Raw genomic sequence first — 16,080 nt, 5'->3', positions numbered from 1 at the left:
AGAGAAAGGAGCAGCAATTATGGACAAAGTGATTGATATCGAAGAACGCATCCCGACGCTTCGTGAGCGGCGGAAAAAGAGAACCAATCGCAAGTTCGTTGCCTTGCTGTTACTTTTTCTTCTATTGCTTGCCATTCTCATTTACAGCCAAACGAAATACAGTGAGATTCAAACAATCACGGTCGCAGGCGCGGAACTATACGGCGAAAAAGATTACCAGGAAATCAGTGAACTTTCGATAGGCGATTCAATGTGGTCGTTTACGGAGAAGGAAGCTGAAGAGAAATTGAAAGAACTTGAATGGGTAGAGCAGGCCGAGGTTCAGAAAAAATGGCTGACCGGCGTTGCCATCCGAATTAAGGAATACGAGAAAATTGGTTACTTGGATCAAGGCAATAGCTACCAAATGCTGCTTTCCAACGGTTTTGCTTTAGATAAAGCCATATCGGTGGTTGACGGGCCCATTTTTTCGAATTTCGAAAGCCAAGAAACGAAAGAAGAATTAGTTTCTCAGCTGACTGAAGTCGATTCGGAAGTTTTTAACTTGATCTCCCAAGTGATTTTAGATCCGAGCGATAAAGATGCAGCCTTTGTTACCTTATATATGTCTGATGGCAATGAAGTAAGAGGAATCTTGCAAGGCCTTACCGATAAGTTGAATTATTATCCATCGGTCATTGCACAACTGGAAGATGGGCAAAAAGGAGTCATCGATATGGAAGTCGGAATATTTTTCCGGTCCTATGATGATGTCTATGGCCCTCCGAAGGAAGGTGACGATATTGAAGAAGCAGAACAACCAGAAGAACCAGAAGAACCGACAGAATAAGCGCTATCGTTTCAGCAAATCGATTGTTTTTTCACTCGTCTTTCTTGTACTTGGATTTATCATGGCTTACTCCTACAGTCTCTCCCAGGCGAAACAAGAAGCCTCGGAATTTACAGGAGGCGCATTTTCGCAAGAGGAAGAACGGGTTAGAGAAGAGTTGATCGAACAGCAGGAACGGAATAAAGAGCTTCGTTCAGAAATTGAAGAAAAACAAAAAAACGTTCAGCAATTCGAACAGTCTTTTGCAGATGGTGAAGAACATTTTGCTGATTATGCGGAAGAAGCGGAAGCGCTGCGTTTGTATTTAGGGGTATTGCCAGTCGAAGGAAATGGATTGAAAGTGACTTTGCAAGACGGTGAATACAATTCAGATTCGGTCAATCCGAATGATTATATCGTCCATGAAAGCCATGTATTCCAAGTCATCAACGAGCTTTACATTTCAGGTGCCGAAGCGATAGCAATTAACGGGCAGCGCATCCATGCGAATTCCTATATTGTTTGCACAGGGCCGGTGATCACTGTAGACGGCATTCAATATCCAGCGCCCTTCACAATTGAAGCCATCGGGGAGCCGGATGCTTTAGAATCATCGATGAAACTGGCAGGTGGTGTCATGGACCAATTGGTCAACGACAATATTATCGTAACGATGGATGCCGGCCAAAAAATCACGATGCCTGCATTATTAACAGAATCATAATTGAGGGGGGAGTTGCATGAAAAGGAAAATCTTTTCCCGGTTTTCAATCATATTGTTTGTCATAGGATTAATGACAGCTATTCAATATAATACGATAAACGAACCTGATGCCAGGGATACCCGCGATGTCTGGGAAATCAGGCAAGAGCTTTCAAGGGAAAAGCAACTCCACTCTGAATTATTATCAGAAGTCGGCTTACTTGATGCGACGCTATCGAAATACGAAGAGATATCATCTGAGAGTCCGGAGCAAGCCTTGAAAGACACGGTTGAAGAGCTTAGGGGGTTAGCGGGGCTTACCGAAATGACCGCTACAGGAATCGAAGTGACGATTGAACCTTCTGCTGAAGCGGTGGCATTCGGAGAAGAAATCGAATATATTGCACCCGATCTGTTAATTCGATTGGTAAATGAAATAAATCGCAATAATGGATTGTATGTCTCAGTCGATGGAAACCGGATAGTCAATACTACTGCCATCCGTGATATTAATGGCCTAACGACAGTCAATGCAATTCCGATACAAACGCCCCCTTTTAAAATTAAGATCGCTTCCAACTCGATGGAAGACACCGAAAAGTTGTATAATCATTTATTGTCATCGAGGATCCTTGACGATTTCTACATCGATAATTTATCGGTTGAAATTTCAGCGCCTCAAGAACAAGTGACGATTGAGCCTTACGAAAAGGAACTCAATTATCGGCATTTACAAATAGCGGAGGAGGAATAGCAATGTGGTTATCCATTTTAGGTTTGATCTTAGGCATTTCGCTTGGCCTATTGACTGATATCCAAATTCCTCCGGAGTATGCGAACTATTTGTCGATAGCTGTTTTAGCTTCATTGGACACTTTGTTCGGAGGGATCCGGGCGCATTTGCAGCAAGTCTACGATGATAAGGTTTTTGTTTCCGGCTTTTTCTTCAATATCATTCTTGCAGCCGGCCTCGCGTTCTTAGGCGTCCATTTAGGGGTCGATTTGTATTTGGCAGCTATATTCGCTTTTGGGGTCCGACTATTCCAGAATATCGCGGTCATTCGCCGAATCATCTTGGCAAAATGGGCTGAAAAAAAGCAAGTGAGCGAAACACACAGTTAAATTGAAGGAAAATTTACAAAGTTGCTCTATTTTACTTAGACAAGGCGTACAATTTACAATAGAATGTAGGTAACAGCAGTTTACTAAGGAGGTGCCACGAATTGAGTCAATCAGAATTATATGTAAGCTTAGATATCGGTTCGTCATCCGTGAAAGTTTTAATCGGAGAAATGGCCAATAAGTCGTTGCATGTCATCGGCGTCGGAAATGTAAAATCCAGTGGTATTAAAAAAGGTGCGATTGTTGATATAGATGCTACAGTCCAATCGATAAAAAAAGCAGTTGATCAAGCGGAGCGCATGATCGGCAAATCCATTCATGAAGTCGTACTCGGGATTCCTGCAAATAAGGCGATGCTTCAACCTGTAAAAGGCGTAGTAGCGGTCAATAGTGAAAACCGGGAAATTTCAGATGACGATTTGGATCGAGTGCTGGATGCTGCACAAGTGATTTCAATTCCGCCAGAGCGCGAACTTGTCAACATCATTCCAAAACAATACATCGTCGATCATCTGGATGAAATTAAAGATCCAAGAGGCATGATCGGGATTCGTCTTGAAATGGATGGTACAATGGTAACAACCTCCAAGACGATTCTGCATAATGTCTTGAGATGCGTCGAACGCGCAGGTCTGCAGATCAGAGACATTTATGTCCAGCCTTTAGTGGCCGGGTACTATGCTTTGACTGAGGATGAAAAAAATCATGGCACCGCTTGCATTGATATCGGCGGAGGTTCAACTTCAATCGCCATTTTCCAAGACGGTCATTTGACAGCTTCATCGGTCATTCCTGTCGGAGGCGACCATGTCACAAAAGACTTATCTATCGTGTTGAAAACACCAACAGAACAAGCAGAGAAAATCAAACTGGAATACGGCCATGCATTCTATGATGATGCATCGGAAGATGAACTTTTTGAAGTTCCTGTTATCGGATCGGATACAAAAGAGCAATACAGCCAAAAATACATATCTGAAATAATCGGAGTTCGCCTGGAAGAACTTTTCGAACTGATTTTAGATGAGCTTTACCGGCTTGGCGTACAGGACCTTCCAGGAGGCATCGTCTTAACCGGCGGAATGGCGAAGTTAGAGGGATTATCTGAACTCGCTCGCCATATTCTTCAAACTCGTGTGCGTTTGTTTGTTCCTGAATTTATCGGGGTGCGCGAACCGCAATACACGACTGCTGTAGGATTGATCCAATACGCTTACATGGAAGATATGTTCTATGGACGCGTAGGCAGTGGAGCCGCGTTATCCGAGTCCGTTAAAATCGAACAAGAGCAGCATCAGCCTAAAAAGCAAAAACCGGCTAAACCGGAAAGTGAAGGCGTAGTCACAAAAGCCAAAAAGATATTCGATCGATTTTTTGAATAAAATGAATATTGTTCATGCCTCTTTTCAAAAGGCAGAGCAATTTTAGGAGGAAAAAGAATGTTGGAATTTGATACATCAGTTGATGCATTGGCAGTAATTAAAGTAATCGGCGTCGGCGGCGGCGGAAACAACGCGGTTAACCGCATGATCGAACACGGTGTTCAAGGTGTTGATTTCATTGCCGTGAATACGGATGCTCAGGCATTGAATCTTTCCCAAGCTGAAGTTCGCCTTCAAATTGGCGGAAAATTGACTCGTGGACTGGGTGCAGGAGCTAATCCTGAAGTCGGGAAAAAAGCTGCAGAAGAAAGCAAAGAGCAGATTGAAGAAGCATTGCGCGGAGCGGATATGGTCTTCGTAACAGCAGGAATGGGCGGCGGTACCGGAACTGGTGCAGCCCCGGTAATTGCTGGAATCGCTAAAGAACTTGGCGCTTTGACTGTAGGCGTGGTTACACGTCCATTCACTTTTGAAGGCCGTAAACGTTCTACTCAAGCAATCAGCGGAATTAGCACGATGAAAGAATCTGTAGATACGCTAATCGTTATTCCTAACGACCGTTTGCTTGAAATCGTTGATAAGAGCACACCGATGCTTGAAGCTTTCCGCGAAGCGGATAATGTCCTTCGCCAAGGTGTCCAAGGTATTTCGGATTTGATCGCAGTACCAGGTCTAATCAACCTTGACTTTGCGGACGTTAAAACAATTATGTCGAACAAAGGCTCCGCTCTAATGGGAATCGGTGTTTCTTCAGGAGAGAACCGTGCATCTGAAGCAGCGAAAAAAGCGGTTTCCAGCCCATTGCTTGAAGTATCAGTTGATGGCGCTAAAGGAGTCTTGATGAATATTACGGGCGGCTCTAATCTGAGCCTTTACGAAGTGCAGGAAGCTGCAGACATCGTAGCCTCTGCATCTGATGAAGACGTTAATATGATTTTCGGATCTGTCATCAATGACAATTTGAAAGATGAAATTGTTGTTACGGTTATCGCGACAGGATTCAACGAAGAACAATTGCAGCCGAGAACGCCAAGAGGATCTGGATTGAATTCGAGCAGAGTCCAATCGATCCAACAGCAGACTCCACCGCCATCTCTTCGTGAACAGCGCCGTGAAGAACAGCGCCGCGAAGAACAGGCTCCAGCATATCAGCAAGAGCCGCAGCCGCAGCGCCAGGAAAAGCAGCACGATGATGCGCTAGATATTCCAACGTTCCTGCGCAATCGCCAAAAGAGACGTTAATCATTAAAACCTAAACAGCCGCCTTCTGGGCGGCTGTTTTTTTCAAATAGGGCTTAATTGATAAATATGCCTGTCCTTGGTACAATAAGTTGAACATCTATAGAAAAGTTGTGAAATGATGAAATCGATAAAACCAGTATTTGAAGAGATAAAAAACAAACTGAATAGCATCCGGCCTGGCATTGAAATTGTTGCCGTCACAAAACAAGTGAGCGTTCAGCGCACGCTTGAAGCAATTGAAGCGGGTATCCGACATTTAGGGGAAAACCGGCCGGAAGGATTGAAAACAAAGCAAGAGTCTATAACTTCAGATGCAGCTTGGCATTTTATCGGAAATTTGCAGACGCGAAAAGTTCGCGATGTGATCGACCAGATCGATTACCTGCATTCACTGGACCGAATGAGCCTAGCAAAGGAAATTGAAAAACGTGCAAGCAAGCGGGTCAAATGTTTTGTACAAGTGAACGTTTCCCAAGAAGAGACGAAAAGCGGCCTGCTTCCTGAAGAAACTTTAGCATTCATTGAATCCTTGCAGTCTTTTGAGAAAATTGAAGTAGTGGGCCTAATGACGATGGCACCGAACACAGAAGATGAATCCGTGATCCGCGATGTGTTTAAGGGCTTGAAATCACTTCAGCTTGAAGTCGCATCGAAAGGATGGGCGCATGCACCTTGTACAGAATGTTCAATGGGCATGTCCAATGACTATTTGATCGCTGCTGAAGAAGGAGCAACTTTTGTCCGTATTGGAACTGCATTAGTAGGATCTGAAAGTGAGGCAACGGGATGAGCATTAAAAACAAATTCAAGAACTTCTTTTATTTAGAAGAATATGAAGATGATGAGCCGATTCAGCAAGAACCGAAGCCACAACCGGCTCCACGGTATGAGAAGGCGGCTGCAACCCAACAGGAAATCAGAAAACCTTCTAAAGAACGGAGACAAAAAGCAGTGGAGAATGCAACCGCAACGCCTAATCTAGTCAGTTTGCAAAGTGCTGTGAAATCCTCCAAAGTGATTTTAGCAGAACCGAGAGTTTATGCCGAAGCCCAGGACATAGCAGAGAATTTGAAAAACAAAAGAGCAGTTGTAGTCAATCTACAGCGCATTGAGAAAGATCAAGGCCTGCGCATCATCGATTTCCTAAGTGGTACGGTTTACGCGCTAGGCGGCGACATCCAACGTATAGGGACCGACATCTTCCTATGTGTGCCGGACACTGTTGAAGTCGACGGTGCCATTTCGGATTATTACTACGATGATCAACAATAAAAGAGGTGCATGAAGAACCAATGATAGCTATCGTAAATTTATTATTAGTTGCTATAAACATCTATTCGTTCATTTTGATCGCCAGTATCTTAATGAGCTGGCTGCCGAATGCGAAAGAATCTGGTTTCGGAAGAATGCTTTCAAGTATAACAGATCCTTATCTGGATATTTTCAGAAGGTTTATTCCGCCGCTAGGCATGATTGACTTTTCACCGATTGTTGCGATTTTCGCATTGAATTTGGCAAGCCGTGGAATCGTCGTTTTATTTAATTACTTTTATTAATTACCTCACAGCTGTGGGGTTTTTTAGTTGGTAGACCATTCGAAAGCGAAAGGGGCAATTGGCATGGATTCTCTATTCCAGCATTTCCGTAAAGATGAACAACAATTTATCGAACAAGTATCCGGTTGGATGATTGATGTAGAAGACCGCTATACGCCCAAGTTGACGGATTTTCTCGACCCGCGCCAGCGCTTTATCGTAAAGGCTGTGCTTGGTTCAAGTGATATTCAAATGGCCGCTTCTGGTTTGTTTGAAGACGCTGAGCGGCAGCGTGTGCTCTTGTACCCGTCTTATTATGAAGTCCAGCAAGAAGATTTCCGAATTACGGTCTATGAACTGAAGTATCCGACAAAATTTGTAACGCTGCAGCATCCGGAAGTGCTGGGCTCTATGATGGCTATCGGGTTAGATCGCAGCAAATTTGGCGATATCCGGATTGACGGGCAAACTATACAGTTAGCAGTCGCTGATGAAGTCAGCGCGTATTTGCATGCGAATTTCACTTCTGCTTCAAAAGTGAAGGTTCATTTGGAGGAAGTAACAAACGAAGAAGAGTTCATCACCGTAAAAGAAGAATGGTCTGAGGAAAGCCATACGGTCAGCTCGATGAGACTGGATACCGTGATGAGCTCTGTCTACAATATCTCGCGCCAAAAAGCGTCTTCATTGATCACAGGCGGCAAGGTGAAAGTGAATTGGACGGTTCAGGAACAGCCTTCATTTGAATTGCACGAATCCGATATGCTGTCATCGAGAGGGCTTGGCCGCGTGAAAGTGCTGATGGTGGAAGGGCGTACCAAAAAAGATAAAATCCGCCTTCAAATTGGCCGTTTGGAAAGCAGCAAATAGGCGGTTCTGAAAAATTACGAAATATTACTGATATTTATGCCAATGGACTGTATAATGTAAATTACGACGAGATGTTAAGGAGAGGTGCACGAAATGCCATTATCCCCGCTGGATATACATAATAAAGAATTTAGCCGAGGATTCAGAGGATATCAGGAAGACGAAGTCAATGAATTCCTGGATCAGATCATCAAAGACTATGAACTTTTGCTGAAAGAGAAAAAAGAATTGGAAGAGCGGTTGAAACAGACGGATGAACGCGTCGGCCATTTCACGACCATCGAATCCACTTTGCAGAAATCGATTGTGGTCGCTCAAGAAGCGGCAGAAGAAGTACGCCGCAATTCACAGAAAGAAGCGAAGTTGATTGTACGCGAAGCGGAGAAAAATGCTGACCGCATCGTCAATGAGTCTCTGACGAAAGCCCGCCGCATCGCAATGGAAATCGATGAGTTGAAAAAGCAATCCAAAGTATTCCGCAATCGTTTCAGAATGCTTGTTGAAGCGCAGCTGGATCTGATTGATACAGATGACTGGGAAACTTTGATGGAATACGATATCGATACAACCAATCTGGATAAGCTTGAAGCGAAAAAAGAAGAATACTGAACTTGACGCTTTCACAGCTTGCTTTTATAATTACATGAAATGGTTTTTATAATGACTATATACAAACGCATTGATAGAGACAGTATTCAGTTCAATTCGACAAAGCGATCCAGGGATAGTGGGAGCCTGGTGAAGGATGTACTGATGAAATCACTCTTGAGCCGTTTTGGTGAACTGGAGTAGCCAAAACCGTCTACGCCACGTTACGGCGATCGAGTGGCAGCTTAATTGGAGCTGCAACAAGGGTGGTACCGCGAGTTTAAGCTCCTCGTCCCTTTCCAGGGATGGGGGGCTTTTTATTATGTCTACAGGAGGAATTTTGATGGAATACAAAGATACGTTATTGATGCCGAAAACCGATTTTCCGATGCGCGGTAATTTGCCGAACCGGGAACCGGAAATGCAGAAAAAATGGGATGATATGAACATTTACCAGAAATCATTGGAGCGCACAAAAGGGCGTCCGTTCTTCATCCTTCATGATGGACCGCCGTATGCTAATGGCGATCTTCATATGGGGCACGCGTTGAACAAAGTATTAAAAGATATGATCGTCCGTTCCCGTTCTATGATGGGCTTCCATGCGCCGTATGTTCCGGGCTGGGATACGCACGGTTTGCCGATCGAACAGGCATTGACCAATAAAGGCGTTAACCGCAAAGAAATGTCGCTTGCTGAATTCCGCAAACTTTGTGAAGAGTATGCGTATGAACAAATCGACAACCAGCGTTCTCAGTTCAAGCGCATCGGTGTCCGCGGCGATTGGGAAAATCCATACGTCACGCTAAAGCCTGCTTATGAAGCCCGCCAAATCGAAGTATTCGGTAAAATGGCGAGCAAAGGCTATATCTATAAAGGCTTGAAGCCGGTTTACTGGTCTCCATCAAGTGAATCTTCTTTAGCGGAAGCTGAAATCGAATATCAGGATAAAAAATCTCCATCAATTTATGTTTCATTCCCAGTGACGGACGGTAAAGGCGTATTGGCAGAAGGCACGAAATTAGTCATCTGGACAACAACTCCTTGGACGATTCCGGCGAACTTGGGAATTACGGTTCATGCGGATCTTGACTATGTGGAAGTTTCAGTGAACGGCTCTCTTTACGTCATCGCCCGTGCTCTTTTAGAAGACGTTGCTCAGGAACTGAGCTGGACTGATTATGAAGTGGTTCGCGAAATGAAAGGCGAAAAACTGGAGCATATTTTGGCGAAACACCCATTGTATGACCGCACTTCGCTTGTGATGCTCGGCGACCACGTTACGACAGATTCCGGTACAGGGTGCGTTCATACAGCGCCTGGACACGGGGAAGACGATTTCCTAGTCGGTAAAAAATACGGCTTGGATGTTCTGTGCCCGGTGGATGAGCGCGGAGTCATGACGGCTGAAGCTCCTGGATTCGAAGGCGAATTCTATGACAAAGCCAATAAATCAATCACAGAAGCTTTGGATGCAGCAGGAGCGCTGGAAAAACTATCGTTCATCACGCACTCGTATCCGCATGACTGGCGAACGAAAAAGCCGGTTATCTACCGCGCGACGGCTCAATGGTTCGTTTCAATCGAAGCTTTCCGTGACCAGATTTTAAAAGCGATCAATGAAACAACGTTTACTCCCGCATGGGGCGAAACAAGATTATTCAATATGCTGCGTGACCGCGGCGATTGGAATATTTCACGCCAGCGTGTATGGGGTGTACCGATTCCTGTATTTTACGCTGAAAATGGCGACCCGATCATCACAGATGAAACGATTGCCCACATTTCCGGTTTATTCCGTGAACACGGGTCGAACGTATGGTTCGAACGTTCAGTAGCAGAACTTCTGCCAGCTGGATTTACGCATCCAAGCAGCCCGAACGGCATTTTCACAAAAGAAACGGACATCATGGATGTTTGGTTCGATTCTGGATCATCTCACCAAGGCGTATTGGATGAGCGCGAAGATCTTCAATATCCGGCTGATTTGTATCTAGAAGGATCTGACCAATACCGGGGCTGGTTCAACTCATCTCTATCAACGAGTGTCGCGATCAACGGAATTGCACCTTATAAAGGCGTATTGAGCCACGGCTTCACGTTGGATGGCAACGGCCGCAAGATGAGTAAATCACTAGGGAACGTCATCGTACCTGCGAAAGTGATGAACCAAATGGGTGCCGATATCTTGCGCCTATGGGTTGCATCTGTCGACTACACAGCGGACGTGCGCGTTTCGGATGAAAACTTCAAGCAAGTATCGGAAGTTTACCGCAAAATCCGCAATACGCTTAAATTCCTTCACGGGAACTTGGCGGATTTCAATGAAAAAGAGCATCGCGTAGCATTTGAAGATATGCGCGAAATGGATCAATACATGGTCATGAAATTAAACAAAATGATTGATGCGGTGAAGAAAGGCTATGAAACTTACGAGTTCTCGTCCATCTACCACGCATTGAACGGCTATTGCCAAAACGATTTGAGTTCATTCTATCTGGATGTTGCAAAAGACGTCGTATATATCGAAGCAGCTGACCATCCGCATCGCCGTGCGATGCAAACGGTCATGTTCGATTCGTTGATGGCGATCTTGAAATTGGCAACGCCGATCATTCCGCATACAACAGATGAAATGTGGGGCTATCTAGGCTTCGTGGAAGAAGAAAGCGTTCAGCTTACGGACTTCCCAGAAAGCCAGGAAAATCCAGCATTCGCTGATTTGGAAGCAAAATGGTCCCAGTTCATGGACGTCCGCGATGCAGTCTTGAAAGCGTTGGAAGAAGCCCGTGCTGCGAAAGTCATCGGTAAGTCGTTGGAAGCGAAAGTTACCGTTTTCGGCAATGAAGAATTGAAAAACTTGTTATCTTCCGTAGACGACAATGTAGCTCAATTGTTCATCGTTTCCCAGTATGAATTTGGCGGTGCAGAAGCACCGGAAAACGCATTGAAATTAAACGACGCGGCAGTTGTTGTTGAAAAAGCGGAAGGCGAAAAATGTGAACGCTGCTGGACGGTTTCAAAAGAAATCGGCCAAAGTGAAGCGCATCCGACGCTTTGCCCACGCTGCGCAAGCGTTGTAGAAACACAATATGCTTAATAGTTAGAGAGCAGGAAGAACCGAATCAGGTTCTTCCTGTTTTTTTTCTAAATTATTGAGTGGAATGTATTTCGACCTTCAAGGGAAGTAAATGAAAATATTGAGATACAAATGAAGAATCATCCAAACCGGCCATCTTGCAAGAAAAATGGCGCATGCTTTCGCCTGCATACTTTTTTAACGGGGGATGTGTTAAAATAAAATGACTGATGAATTGACGGGGGAAACACATGTTTATTTATTATGGAATTGCATTGCTGATCGTTGCAGCCGATCAGTGGACAAAATGGCTAGTATTGAAACATATGGAGTTAGGCGAGCGCATCCCGGTAATTGAACCTTATTTAGCGTGGCTATCTCACCGGAACCGAGGGGCAGCCTGGGGCATGCTGGAAGGCAAAATGTGGCTTTTCGCCATTATTACGATAGCGGTTATTATCGGCATTCTCTATTATTTCCATAAACACGCAAAAGGGCAGCCATTATTCCAATTGAGTTTAATGATTATCCTTGGCGGAGCGGTTGGAAATTTCATCGACCGGATGCTCCGGGGAGAAGTTGTCGATTTTGTAGATGTATTAATCCCGATCATCAATTATGATTTTCCGATATTCAATGTAGCGGATGCCGCATTGACCGTCGGCGTAGTGTTGATGATTATATTTGTCATTTATGACGAAAAACAAGAAAAGAAAAAGGTGTCTTAATGGAAGATTTAACGTTAGAAATTACAGAAGAAATGGCTGGAGAACGCATCGATAAAGTGGTTTCAGCTATGGATGAAGACTGGTCGCGTTCGCAGATTGCGAACTGGGTCAAAGACGGTGCCATCAAAGTCAACGGCGAAATCGTCAAACCAAATTACAAAGTGCGGCTAGAAGATATCATTATCGCGACTCCGCCGATTCTAGAAGAACTGGACGTTGTCCCGGAAGATTTGAATCTGGAGATTGTCTATGAAGACGCAGACGTTTTAGTAGTGAATAAACCAAAAGGAATGGTGGTCCATCCGGCTCCAGGCCATTCCCAAGGAACTCTAGTTAACGGATTGATGCATCATTGCAACGATTTGTCAGGCATTAATGGTGTCGTGCGCCCTGGAATCGTCCACCGCATCGACAAAGATACATCGGGCTTATTGATGGTCGCTAAAAATGATGCATCCCATCACTCGTTGGTGGATCAATTGGTGAAAAAGACCGTGACGCGCAAATATGTGGCGCTTGTCCATGGCCATATTCCGCATGATAAAGGCACGATTGACGCACCGATTGCGCGTGACCCGAAAGAACGCCAGAACATGTCGGTTGTCGATAAAGGCAAGCATGCTGTCACGCATTTCCGCGTGCTTGAACGCTTCGGCAATTTCACGCTTGTTGAATGCCGTCTGGAAACAGGCCGTACCCATCAAATCCGCGTCCATATGAAGTATATCGGCTTCCCGCTTGTCGGAGATCCGAAGTATGGACCACGGAAAACGATGGACATCGGAGGCCAGGCGCTTCATGCAGAAGTGATCGGATTCAATCATCCGAAGACTGGCGAATACATGGAATTCTCGGCGGAACCGCCGGCAGAATTTGCGGAGCTTTTGGAATCTCTTCGAGAGAAGGATTGACAAACCGCCACGTTGTTCTTTATACTTGAAAAAACCAATCGAATACGCAACACCTTTAATAACAGTCCAGAGAGGCTGAGAAGGTACATACGCTAAGCCGGAAGACTGTCTTCCGTGCTGAATTTTTCTGCGCATCTATCCTCTTGCCTTTCTGGCAAGAGGATTTTTTAGTTGAATAAGAAAGTATAGAAATTAGAATTGCGCTTCCGGTGTCTAGACGGGCGCTTGCGCTTTTCTTATTTGGAAAAGGAGAGAAAACCATGGTTGAAAAAGCAGAAATTTTAGATGAGAAAGCCATTGCCCGAGCGATTACCCGCATTGCGCATGAAATAATCGAACGCAATAAAGGAATCGACGAATGCATATTGGTCGGCATCAAAACACGGGGAACATTCCTCGCCCAGCGGCTCGCAGAAAAAATTGAACAGATTGAAGGCAAGCCGATTTTAAAAGGGGAACTCGACATCACGCTTTACCGCGATGATTTAAGCCTGAAGCATAAGAACCAGGAACCGCTCGTCCAGCAAGTCGACATCGAACACAATATTTCGAGTAAGAAAGTCGTGCTGGTGGACGATGTGCTCTACACGGGAAGAACGGTGAGAGCGGCCATGGATGCCGTAATGGATCTTGGCCGCCCTTCGCAGATTCAACTCGCGGTCTTGATTGACCGGGGGCACCGGGAACTGCCGATCCGGGCAGACTTTGTCGGCAAGAACATTCCGACTTCAAGTGAAGAACGGATAGTCGTCCAAATGATGGAAAGCGACGGCAATGACCGCGTCGCGATACACGTTTAAGAATAGGGGAGAACAGATTGTGACTGACGCGATTTTAGATGTAAAAGACAAACCAAAAGCAGGCCAATGGATTTCCTTGAGCTTGCAGCATATGTTCGCCATGTTCGGAGCAACCATCCTGGTACCGCAATTAGTCGGCTTGAGCCCGGCGATCGCTCTTTTGACAAGTGGAATTGCGACCATCATCTTCATTATCATCACACAATTTAAAGTACCCGCTTATCTGGGATCTTCCTTTGCATTTATTGGCCCGATAACGATTGCGACTGAAACTGGCGGTATCGGATCGGCGATGATCGGCGCCATGTTTGTGTCACTCGTCTACGCGATTGTCGCCTTAGTCATCTGGAAAACCGGCTACCACTGGCTCATGCAACTCCTTCCGCCGATTGTTGTCGGACCGGTCATTATCGTGATCGGACTGGCCTTGTCTGGAACAGCAGTCGACATGGCGATGAACATCACGGTCAACGAAGTCAGTCAGTATAGCTTCAAGCATTTCTCAGCAGCGCTCGTAACCCTGATTACTGCCATCATTTGCAACATCTATTTCAAGAACATCATCAGCTTGATGCCGATTTTAATCGGAATTATCGTCGGCTATATTTACTCAGCGATTATCGGAATTATTGACTACACGGCAATCACCGAAGCCAACTGGTTTGCAGTGCCGGACTTCCTGATTCCAGGAGCGGATTATTCCTTCACAGTGACACCGACTTTGCTGTTTGTCATGGTGCCGATTGCGATTGTCACCATATCAGAACATATCGGGCATCAGCTTGTGCTCGGAAAAATCGTGAAACGAAATTACATAAAAGATCCGGGATTGCATCGCTCGATTCTGGGTGACGGCATTGGAACTTTTATCTCTTCACTGGTCGGCGGACCTCCGAAGACCACTTACGGCGAGAACATCGGCGTACTCGCCATCACACGCGTCTACAGCGTCTACGTGATTTTAGGAGCTGCTGTCTTCGCCATCATCTTTTCCTTCCTCGGGAAAGTAATGGCGGTGATCGACACTATTCCGACAGCGGTGCTTGGCGGCATTTCCATCTTGCTGTTCGGGATCATCGCTTCTTCCGGCCTTCGCATGCTGGTCGATAACGGCATCGATTTCGGGGACAAACGAAATCTCGTGATTTCATCGGTCATCCTGGTCATTGGGATCGGCGGCGCGAAAATTGAATTTAGCGAAGCGTTCTCAGTTGAAGGAATGGCATTGGCTGCCATCATCGGGGTCTTGCTGAACTTGATCTTGCCGGGACGAAATAAAGAAGAAATTGACGACGGAACTGAATAATCACCTTTTAATGAATGTCCAGAGAGGCATGGAAAGGTTTGGATCACGGGCTCGCTATGCCCTTATTTCCTCACACCTTCCTTGCCTCAGGAAGGTGTTTTTTTATAGCTGAAATGAAGAGAGGATGGATGGACATGCCGGACGTACTGACAATGAACACCTTAGACAATGAAACCATCATGCATTTATTAGAGCGGGCAGGCGAATTCAAAAGCGGCAAAAGCCAGCCGATGACCGGCACGGTCGTGAACTTGTTTTTCGAACCGAGCACCCGGACCAAAATGAGCTTTGAAATGGCGGAGCATAAAATGGGTTTGACGGTCCTGCCATTTGAAACAGCTTTCTCGAGCGTGTTGAAGGGAGAAACGCTTTACGATACAGTCAAAACTTTTGAAGCGATCGGAGTCGATGGAGTCATAATCCGCCACGAAGAAGAAGCGTATTACGAACAGCTCGCCGGATGCAAGATTCCAGTCATCAACGGCGGAGACGGCTCCGGCCAGCACCCGACGCAGTCTTTGCTCGACCTCTTCACGATCTACCAGGAGTTCGGCAAAATCGCGGGCATCCACGTGACGATTGTCGGGGATATCGCCCACAGCCGAGTGGCCAAATCAAATGCAGCAGCTTTAGAAAAATTAGGTGCAAGAGTTTCCTTTGTCTGTCCGGACGAATGGAGCGGCGGATACAAAACATCTGAACAGCTGGATGACTTTATTGAAACGACGGATGTGGTGATGATGCTCCGCGTCCAGCACGAACGCCACGCCGTATCGGCCTTATTTTCGAAAGAGCATTACCACGAGCAATACGGGCTAACCTTAGAGCGTGAGCGGAAAATGAAAGACGGGGCGATCATTATGCACCCAGCTCCAATTAATAGAGGAGTTGAAATCTCGGATTGTCTTGTTGAATGCAGCCGTTCACGGATCTTCAAACAAATGGAAAACGGCGTCTTTATCCGGATGGCGGTACTTGAATACGCAATGAAAGGGAGAGTGTAACA

17 protein-coding genes and 1 other annotated feature are annotated in these 16,080 nt (G+C 45.5%); all 17 genes read left to right on the top strand.

Translation table 11 applies throughout. From position 1 onward, the window contains the following. The first annotated feature begins 19 nt into the window (after positions 1 to 19). The 17 genes from NFU07_RS03185 (at position 20) to NFU07_RS03105 (ending at position 16,078) form a co-directional block, all read left to right on the top strand. Positions 20 to 829 (top strand): cell division protein FtsQ/DivIB, encoded by an 810-nt coding sequence (locus NFU07_RS03185; RefSeq protein WP_251474569.1) that lies wholly within the window; start codon positions 20 to 22, stop codon positions 827 to 829. Then, on the top strand, positions 783 to 1,532 hold the full coding sequence (locus NFU07_RS03180) for a DUF881 domain-containing protein (protein WP_251474566.1): 750 nt from the start codon (positions 783 to 785) through the stop codon (positions 1,530 to 1,532). The genes NFU07_RS03185 and NFU07_RS03180 overlap by 47 nt, the downstream gene beginning before the upstream one ends. A 16-nt stretch (positions 1,533 to 1,548) precedes the next feature. Next, positions 1,549 to 2,265, top strand: coding sequence for a DUF881 domain-containing protein (locus NFU07_RS03175; RefSeq protein ID WP_251474564.1), 717 nt, complete (start codon positions 1,549 to 1,551; stop codon positions 2,263 to 2,265). Positions 2,266 to 2,267: 2 nt separating this feature from the next. Next, positions 2,268 to 2,633, top strand: a complete 366-nt coding sequence (locus tag NFU07_RS03170) for a small basic family protein (RefSeq protein WP_251474561.1) — start codon at positions 2,268 to 2,270, stop codon at positions 2,631 to 2,633. Positions 2,634 to 2,734: 101 nt separating this feature from the next. Further along, positions 2,735 to 4,015, top strand: coding sequence for a cell division protein FtsA (gene ftsA / locus NFU07_RS03165; RefSeq protein WP_235196622.1), 1,281 nt, complete (start codon positions 2,735 to 2,737; stop codon positions 4,013 to 4,015). A gap of 57 nt (positions 4,016 to 4,072) precedes the next feature. Continuing rightward, positions 4,073 to 5,257: a cell division protein FtsZ gene (gene ftsZ / locus NFU07_RS03160; protein WP_235196621.1), complete on the top strand. Its 1,185-nt coding sequence runs from the start codon at positions 4,073 to 4,075 to the stop codon at positions 5,255 to 5,257. A gap of 118 nt (positions 5,258 to 5,375) precedes the next feature. Further along, a complete protein-coding gene (locus tag NFU07_RS03155) occupies positions 5,376 to 6,047 on the top strand; it encodes a YggS family pyridoxal phosphate-dependent enzyme (RefSeq protein WP_251474558.1) in 672 nt (223 codons plus the stop codon). Further along, complete coding sequence (locus tag NFU07_RS03150) at positions 6,044 to 6,529, top strand: cell division protein SepF (protein WP_251474555.1); 486 nt, start codon at positions 6,044 to 6,046, stop codon at positions 6,527 to 6,529. Before NFU07_RS03155 ends, NFU07_RS03150 begins: the two co-directional genes overlap by 4 nt. A 20-nt stretch (positions 6,530 to 6,549) precedes the next feature. Next, positions 6,550 to 6,813: a YggT family protein gene (locus NFU07_RS03145; RefSeq protein ID WP_052651118.1), complete on the top strand. Its 264-nt coding sequence runs from the start codon at positions 6,550 to 6,552 to the stop codon at positions 6,811 to 6,813. Positions 6,814 to 6,876: 63 nt separating this feature from the next. Next, positions 6,877 to 7,662, top strand: a complete 786-nt coding sequence (locus tag NFU07_RS03140) for a YlmH family RNA-binding protein (protein WP_251477073.1) — start codon at positions 6,877 to 6,879, stop codon at positions 7,660 to 7,662. A 93-nt stretch (positions 7,663 to 7,755) separates the two neighbouring features. Then, positions 7,756 to 8,271 carry a DivIVA domain-containing protein gene (locus tag NFU07_RS03135; RefSeq protein WP_052651120.1) on the top strand — a complete coding sequence of 172 codons (516 nt, stop codon included), beginning with the start codon at positions 7,756 to 7,758 and terminating at the stop codon, positions 8,269 to 8,271. A gap of 61 nt (positions 8,272 to 8,332) precedes the next feature. Continuing rightward, positions 8,333 to 8,550: a binding site (T-box leader), on the top strand. 43 nt (positions 8,551 to 8,593) lie between these two features. Then, a complete protein-coding gene (gene ileS / locus NFU07_RS03130) occupies positions 8,594 to 11,350 on the top strand; it encodes an isoleucine--tRNA ligase (RefSeq protein ID WP_251474552.1) in 2,757 nt (918 codons plus the stop codon). Positions 11,351 to 11,580: 230 nt separating this feature from the next. Next, positions 11,581 to 12,057, top strand: coding sequence for a signal peptidase II (lspA, locus tag NFU07_RS03125; protein ID WP_235196618.1), 477 nt, complete (start codon positions 11,581 to 11,583; stop codon positions 12,055 to 12,057). Then, positions 12,057 to 12,968: an RluA family pseudouridine synthase gene (locus tag NFU07_RS03120; RefSeq protein WP_235196617.1), complete on the top strand. Its 912-nt coding sequence runs from the start codon at positions 12,057 to 12,059 to the stop codon at positions 12,966 to 12,968. Before lspA ends, NFU07_RS03120 begins: the two co-directional genes overlap by 1 nt. 260 nt (positions 12,969 to 13,228) lie before the next feature. Next, positions 13,229 to 13,768 (top strand): bifunctional pyr operon transcriptional regulator/uracil phosphoribosyltransferase PyrR, encoded by a 540-nt coding sequence (pyrR, locus tag NFU07_RS03115; RefSeq protein WP_235196616.1) that lies wholly within the window; start codon positions 13,229 to 13,231, stop codon positions 13,766 to 13,768. A 19-nt stretch (positions 13,769 to 13,787) separates the two neighbouring features. Then, positions 13,788 to 15,074, top strand: a complete 1,287-nt coding sequence (locus NFU07_RS03110) for a solute carrier family 23 protein (protein ID WP_251474550.1) — start codon at positions 13,788 to 13,790, stop codon at positions 15,072 to 15,074. A 134-nt stretch (positions 15,075 to 15,208) separates the two neighbouring features. Continuing rightward, positions 15,209 to 16,078 (top strand): aspartate carbamoyltransferase catalytic subunit, encoded by an 870-nt coding sequence (locus tag NFU07_RS03105; protein WP_251474548.1) that lies wholly within the window; start codon positions 15,209 to 15,211, stop codon positions 16,076 to 16,078. Positions 16,079 to 16,080: the final 2 nt, after the last annotated feature.

This window comes from Planococcus sp. NCCP-2050, from assembly GCF_023708025.1.
Taxonomy (GTDB): domain Bacteria; phylum Bacillota; class Bacilli; order Bacillales_A; family Planococcaceae; genus Planococcus.
Note: the sequence above shows the minus strand (reverse complement) of the source record. Positions and strands in the feature narration are given on the sequence as shown.

Excerpts from the sequence above, each read along its gene's own strand:
- NFU07_RS03120 (WP_235196617.1), top strand. The coding sequence starts at position 12,057 with ATGGAAGATTTAACGTTAGAAATTACAGAAGAAATGGCTGGAGAACGC.
- NFU07_RS03170 (WP_251474561.1), top strand. The coding sequence starts at position 2,268 with ATGTGGTTATCCATTTTAGGTTTGATCTTAGGCATTTCGCTTGGCCTA.
- NFU07_RS03140 (WP_251477073.1), top strand. The coding sequence starts at position 6,877 with ATGGATTCTCTATTCCAGCATTTCCGTAAAGATGAACAACAATTTATC.
- NFU07_RS03135 (WP_052651120.1), top strand. The coding sequence starts at position 7,756 with ATGCCATTATCCCCGCTGGATATACATAATAAAGAATTTAGCCGAGGA.
- NFU07_RS03175 (WP_251474564.1), top strand. The coding sequence starts at position 1,549 with ATGAAAAGGAAAATCTTTTCCCGGTTTTCAATCATATTGTTTGTCATA.
- lspA (WP_235196618.1), top strand. The coding sequence starts at position 11,581 with ATGTTTATTTATTATGGAATTGCATTGCTGATCGTTGCAGCCGATCAG.
- ftsZ (WP_235196621.1), top strand. The coding sequence starts at position 4,073 with ATGTTGGAATTTGATACATCAGTTGATGCATTGGCAGTAATTAAAGTA.
- NFU07_RS03150 (WP_251474555.1), top strand. The coding sequence starts at position 6,044 with ATGAGCATTAAAAACAAATTCAAGAACTTCTTTTATTTAGAAGAATAT.
- pyrR (WP_235196616.1), top strand. The coding sequence starts at position 13,229 with ATGGTTGAAAAAGCAGAAATTTTAGATGAGAAAGCCATTGCCCGAGCG.
- NFU07_RS03105 (WP_251474548.1), top strand. The coding sequence starts at position 15,209 with ATGCCGGACGTACTGACAATGAACACCTTAGACAATGAAACCATCATG.
- ileS (WP_251474552.1), top strand. The coding sequence starts at position 8,594 with ATGGAATACAAAGATACGTTATTGATGCCGAAAACCGATTTTCCGATG.
- NFU07_RS03145 (WP_052651118.1), top strand. The coding sequence starts at position 6,550 with ATGATAGCTATCGTAAATTTATTATTAGTTGCTATAAACATCTATTCG.
- NFU07_RS03155 (WP_251474558.1), top strand. The coding sequence starts at position 5,376 with ATGAAATCGATAAAACCAGTATTTGAAGAGATAAAAAACAAACTGAAT.
- NFU07_RS03185 (WP_251474569.1), top strand. The coding sequence starts at position 20 with ATGGACAAAGTGATTGATATCGAAGAACGCATCCCGACGCTTCGTGAG.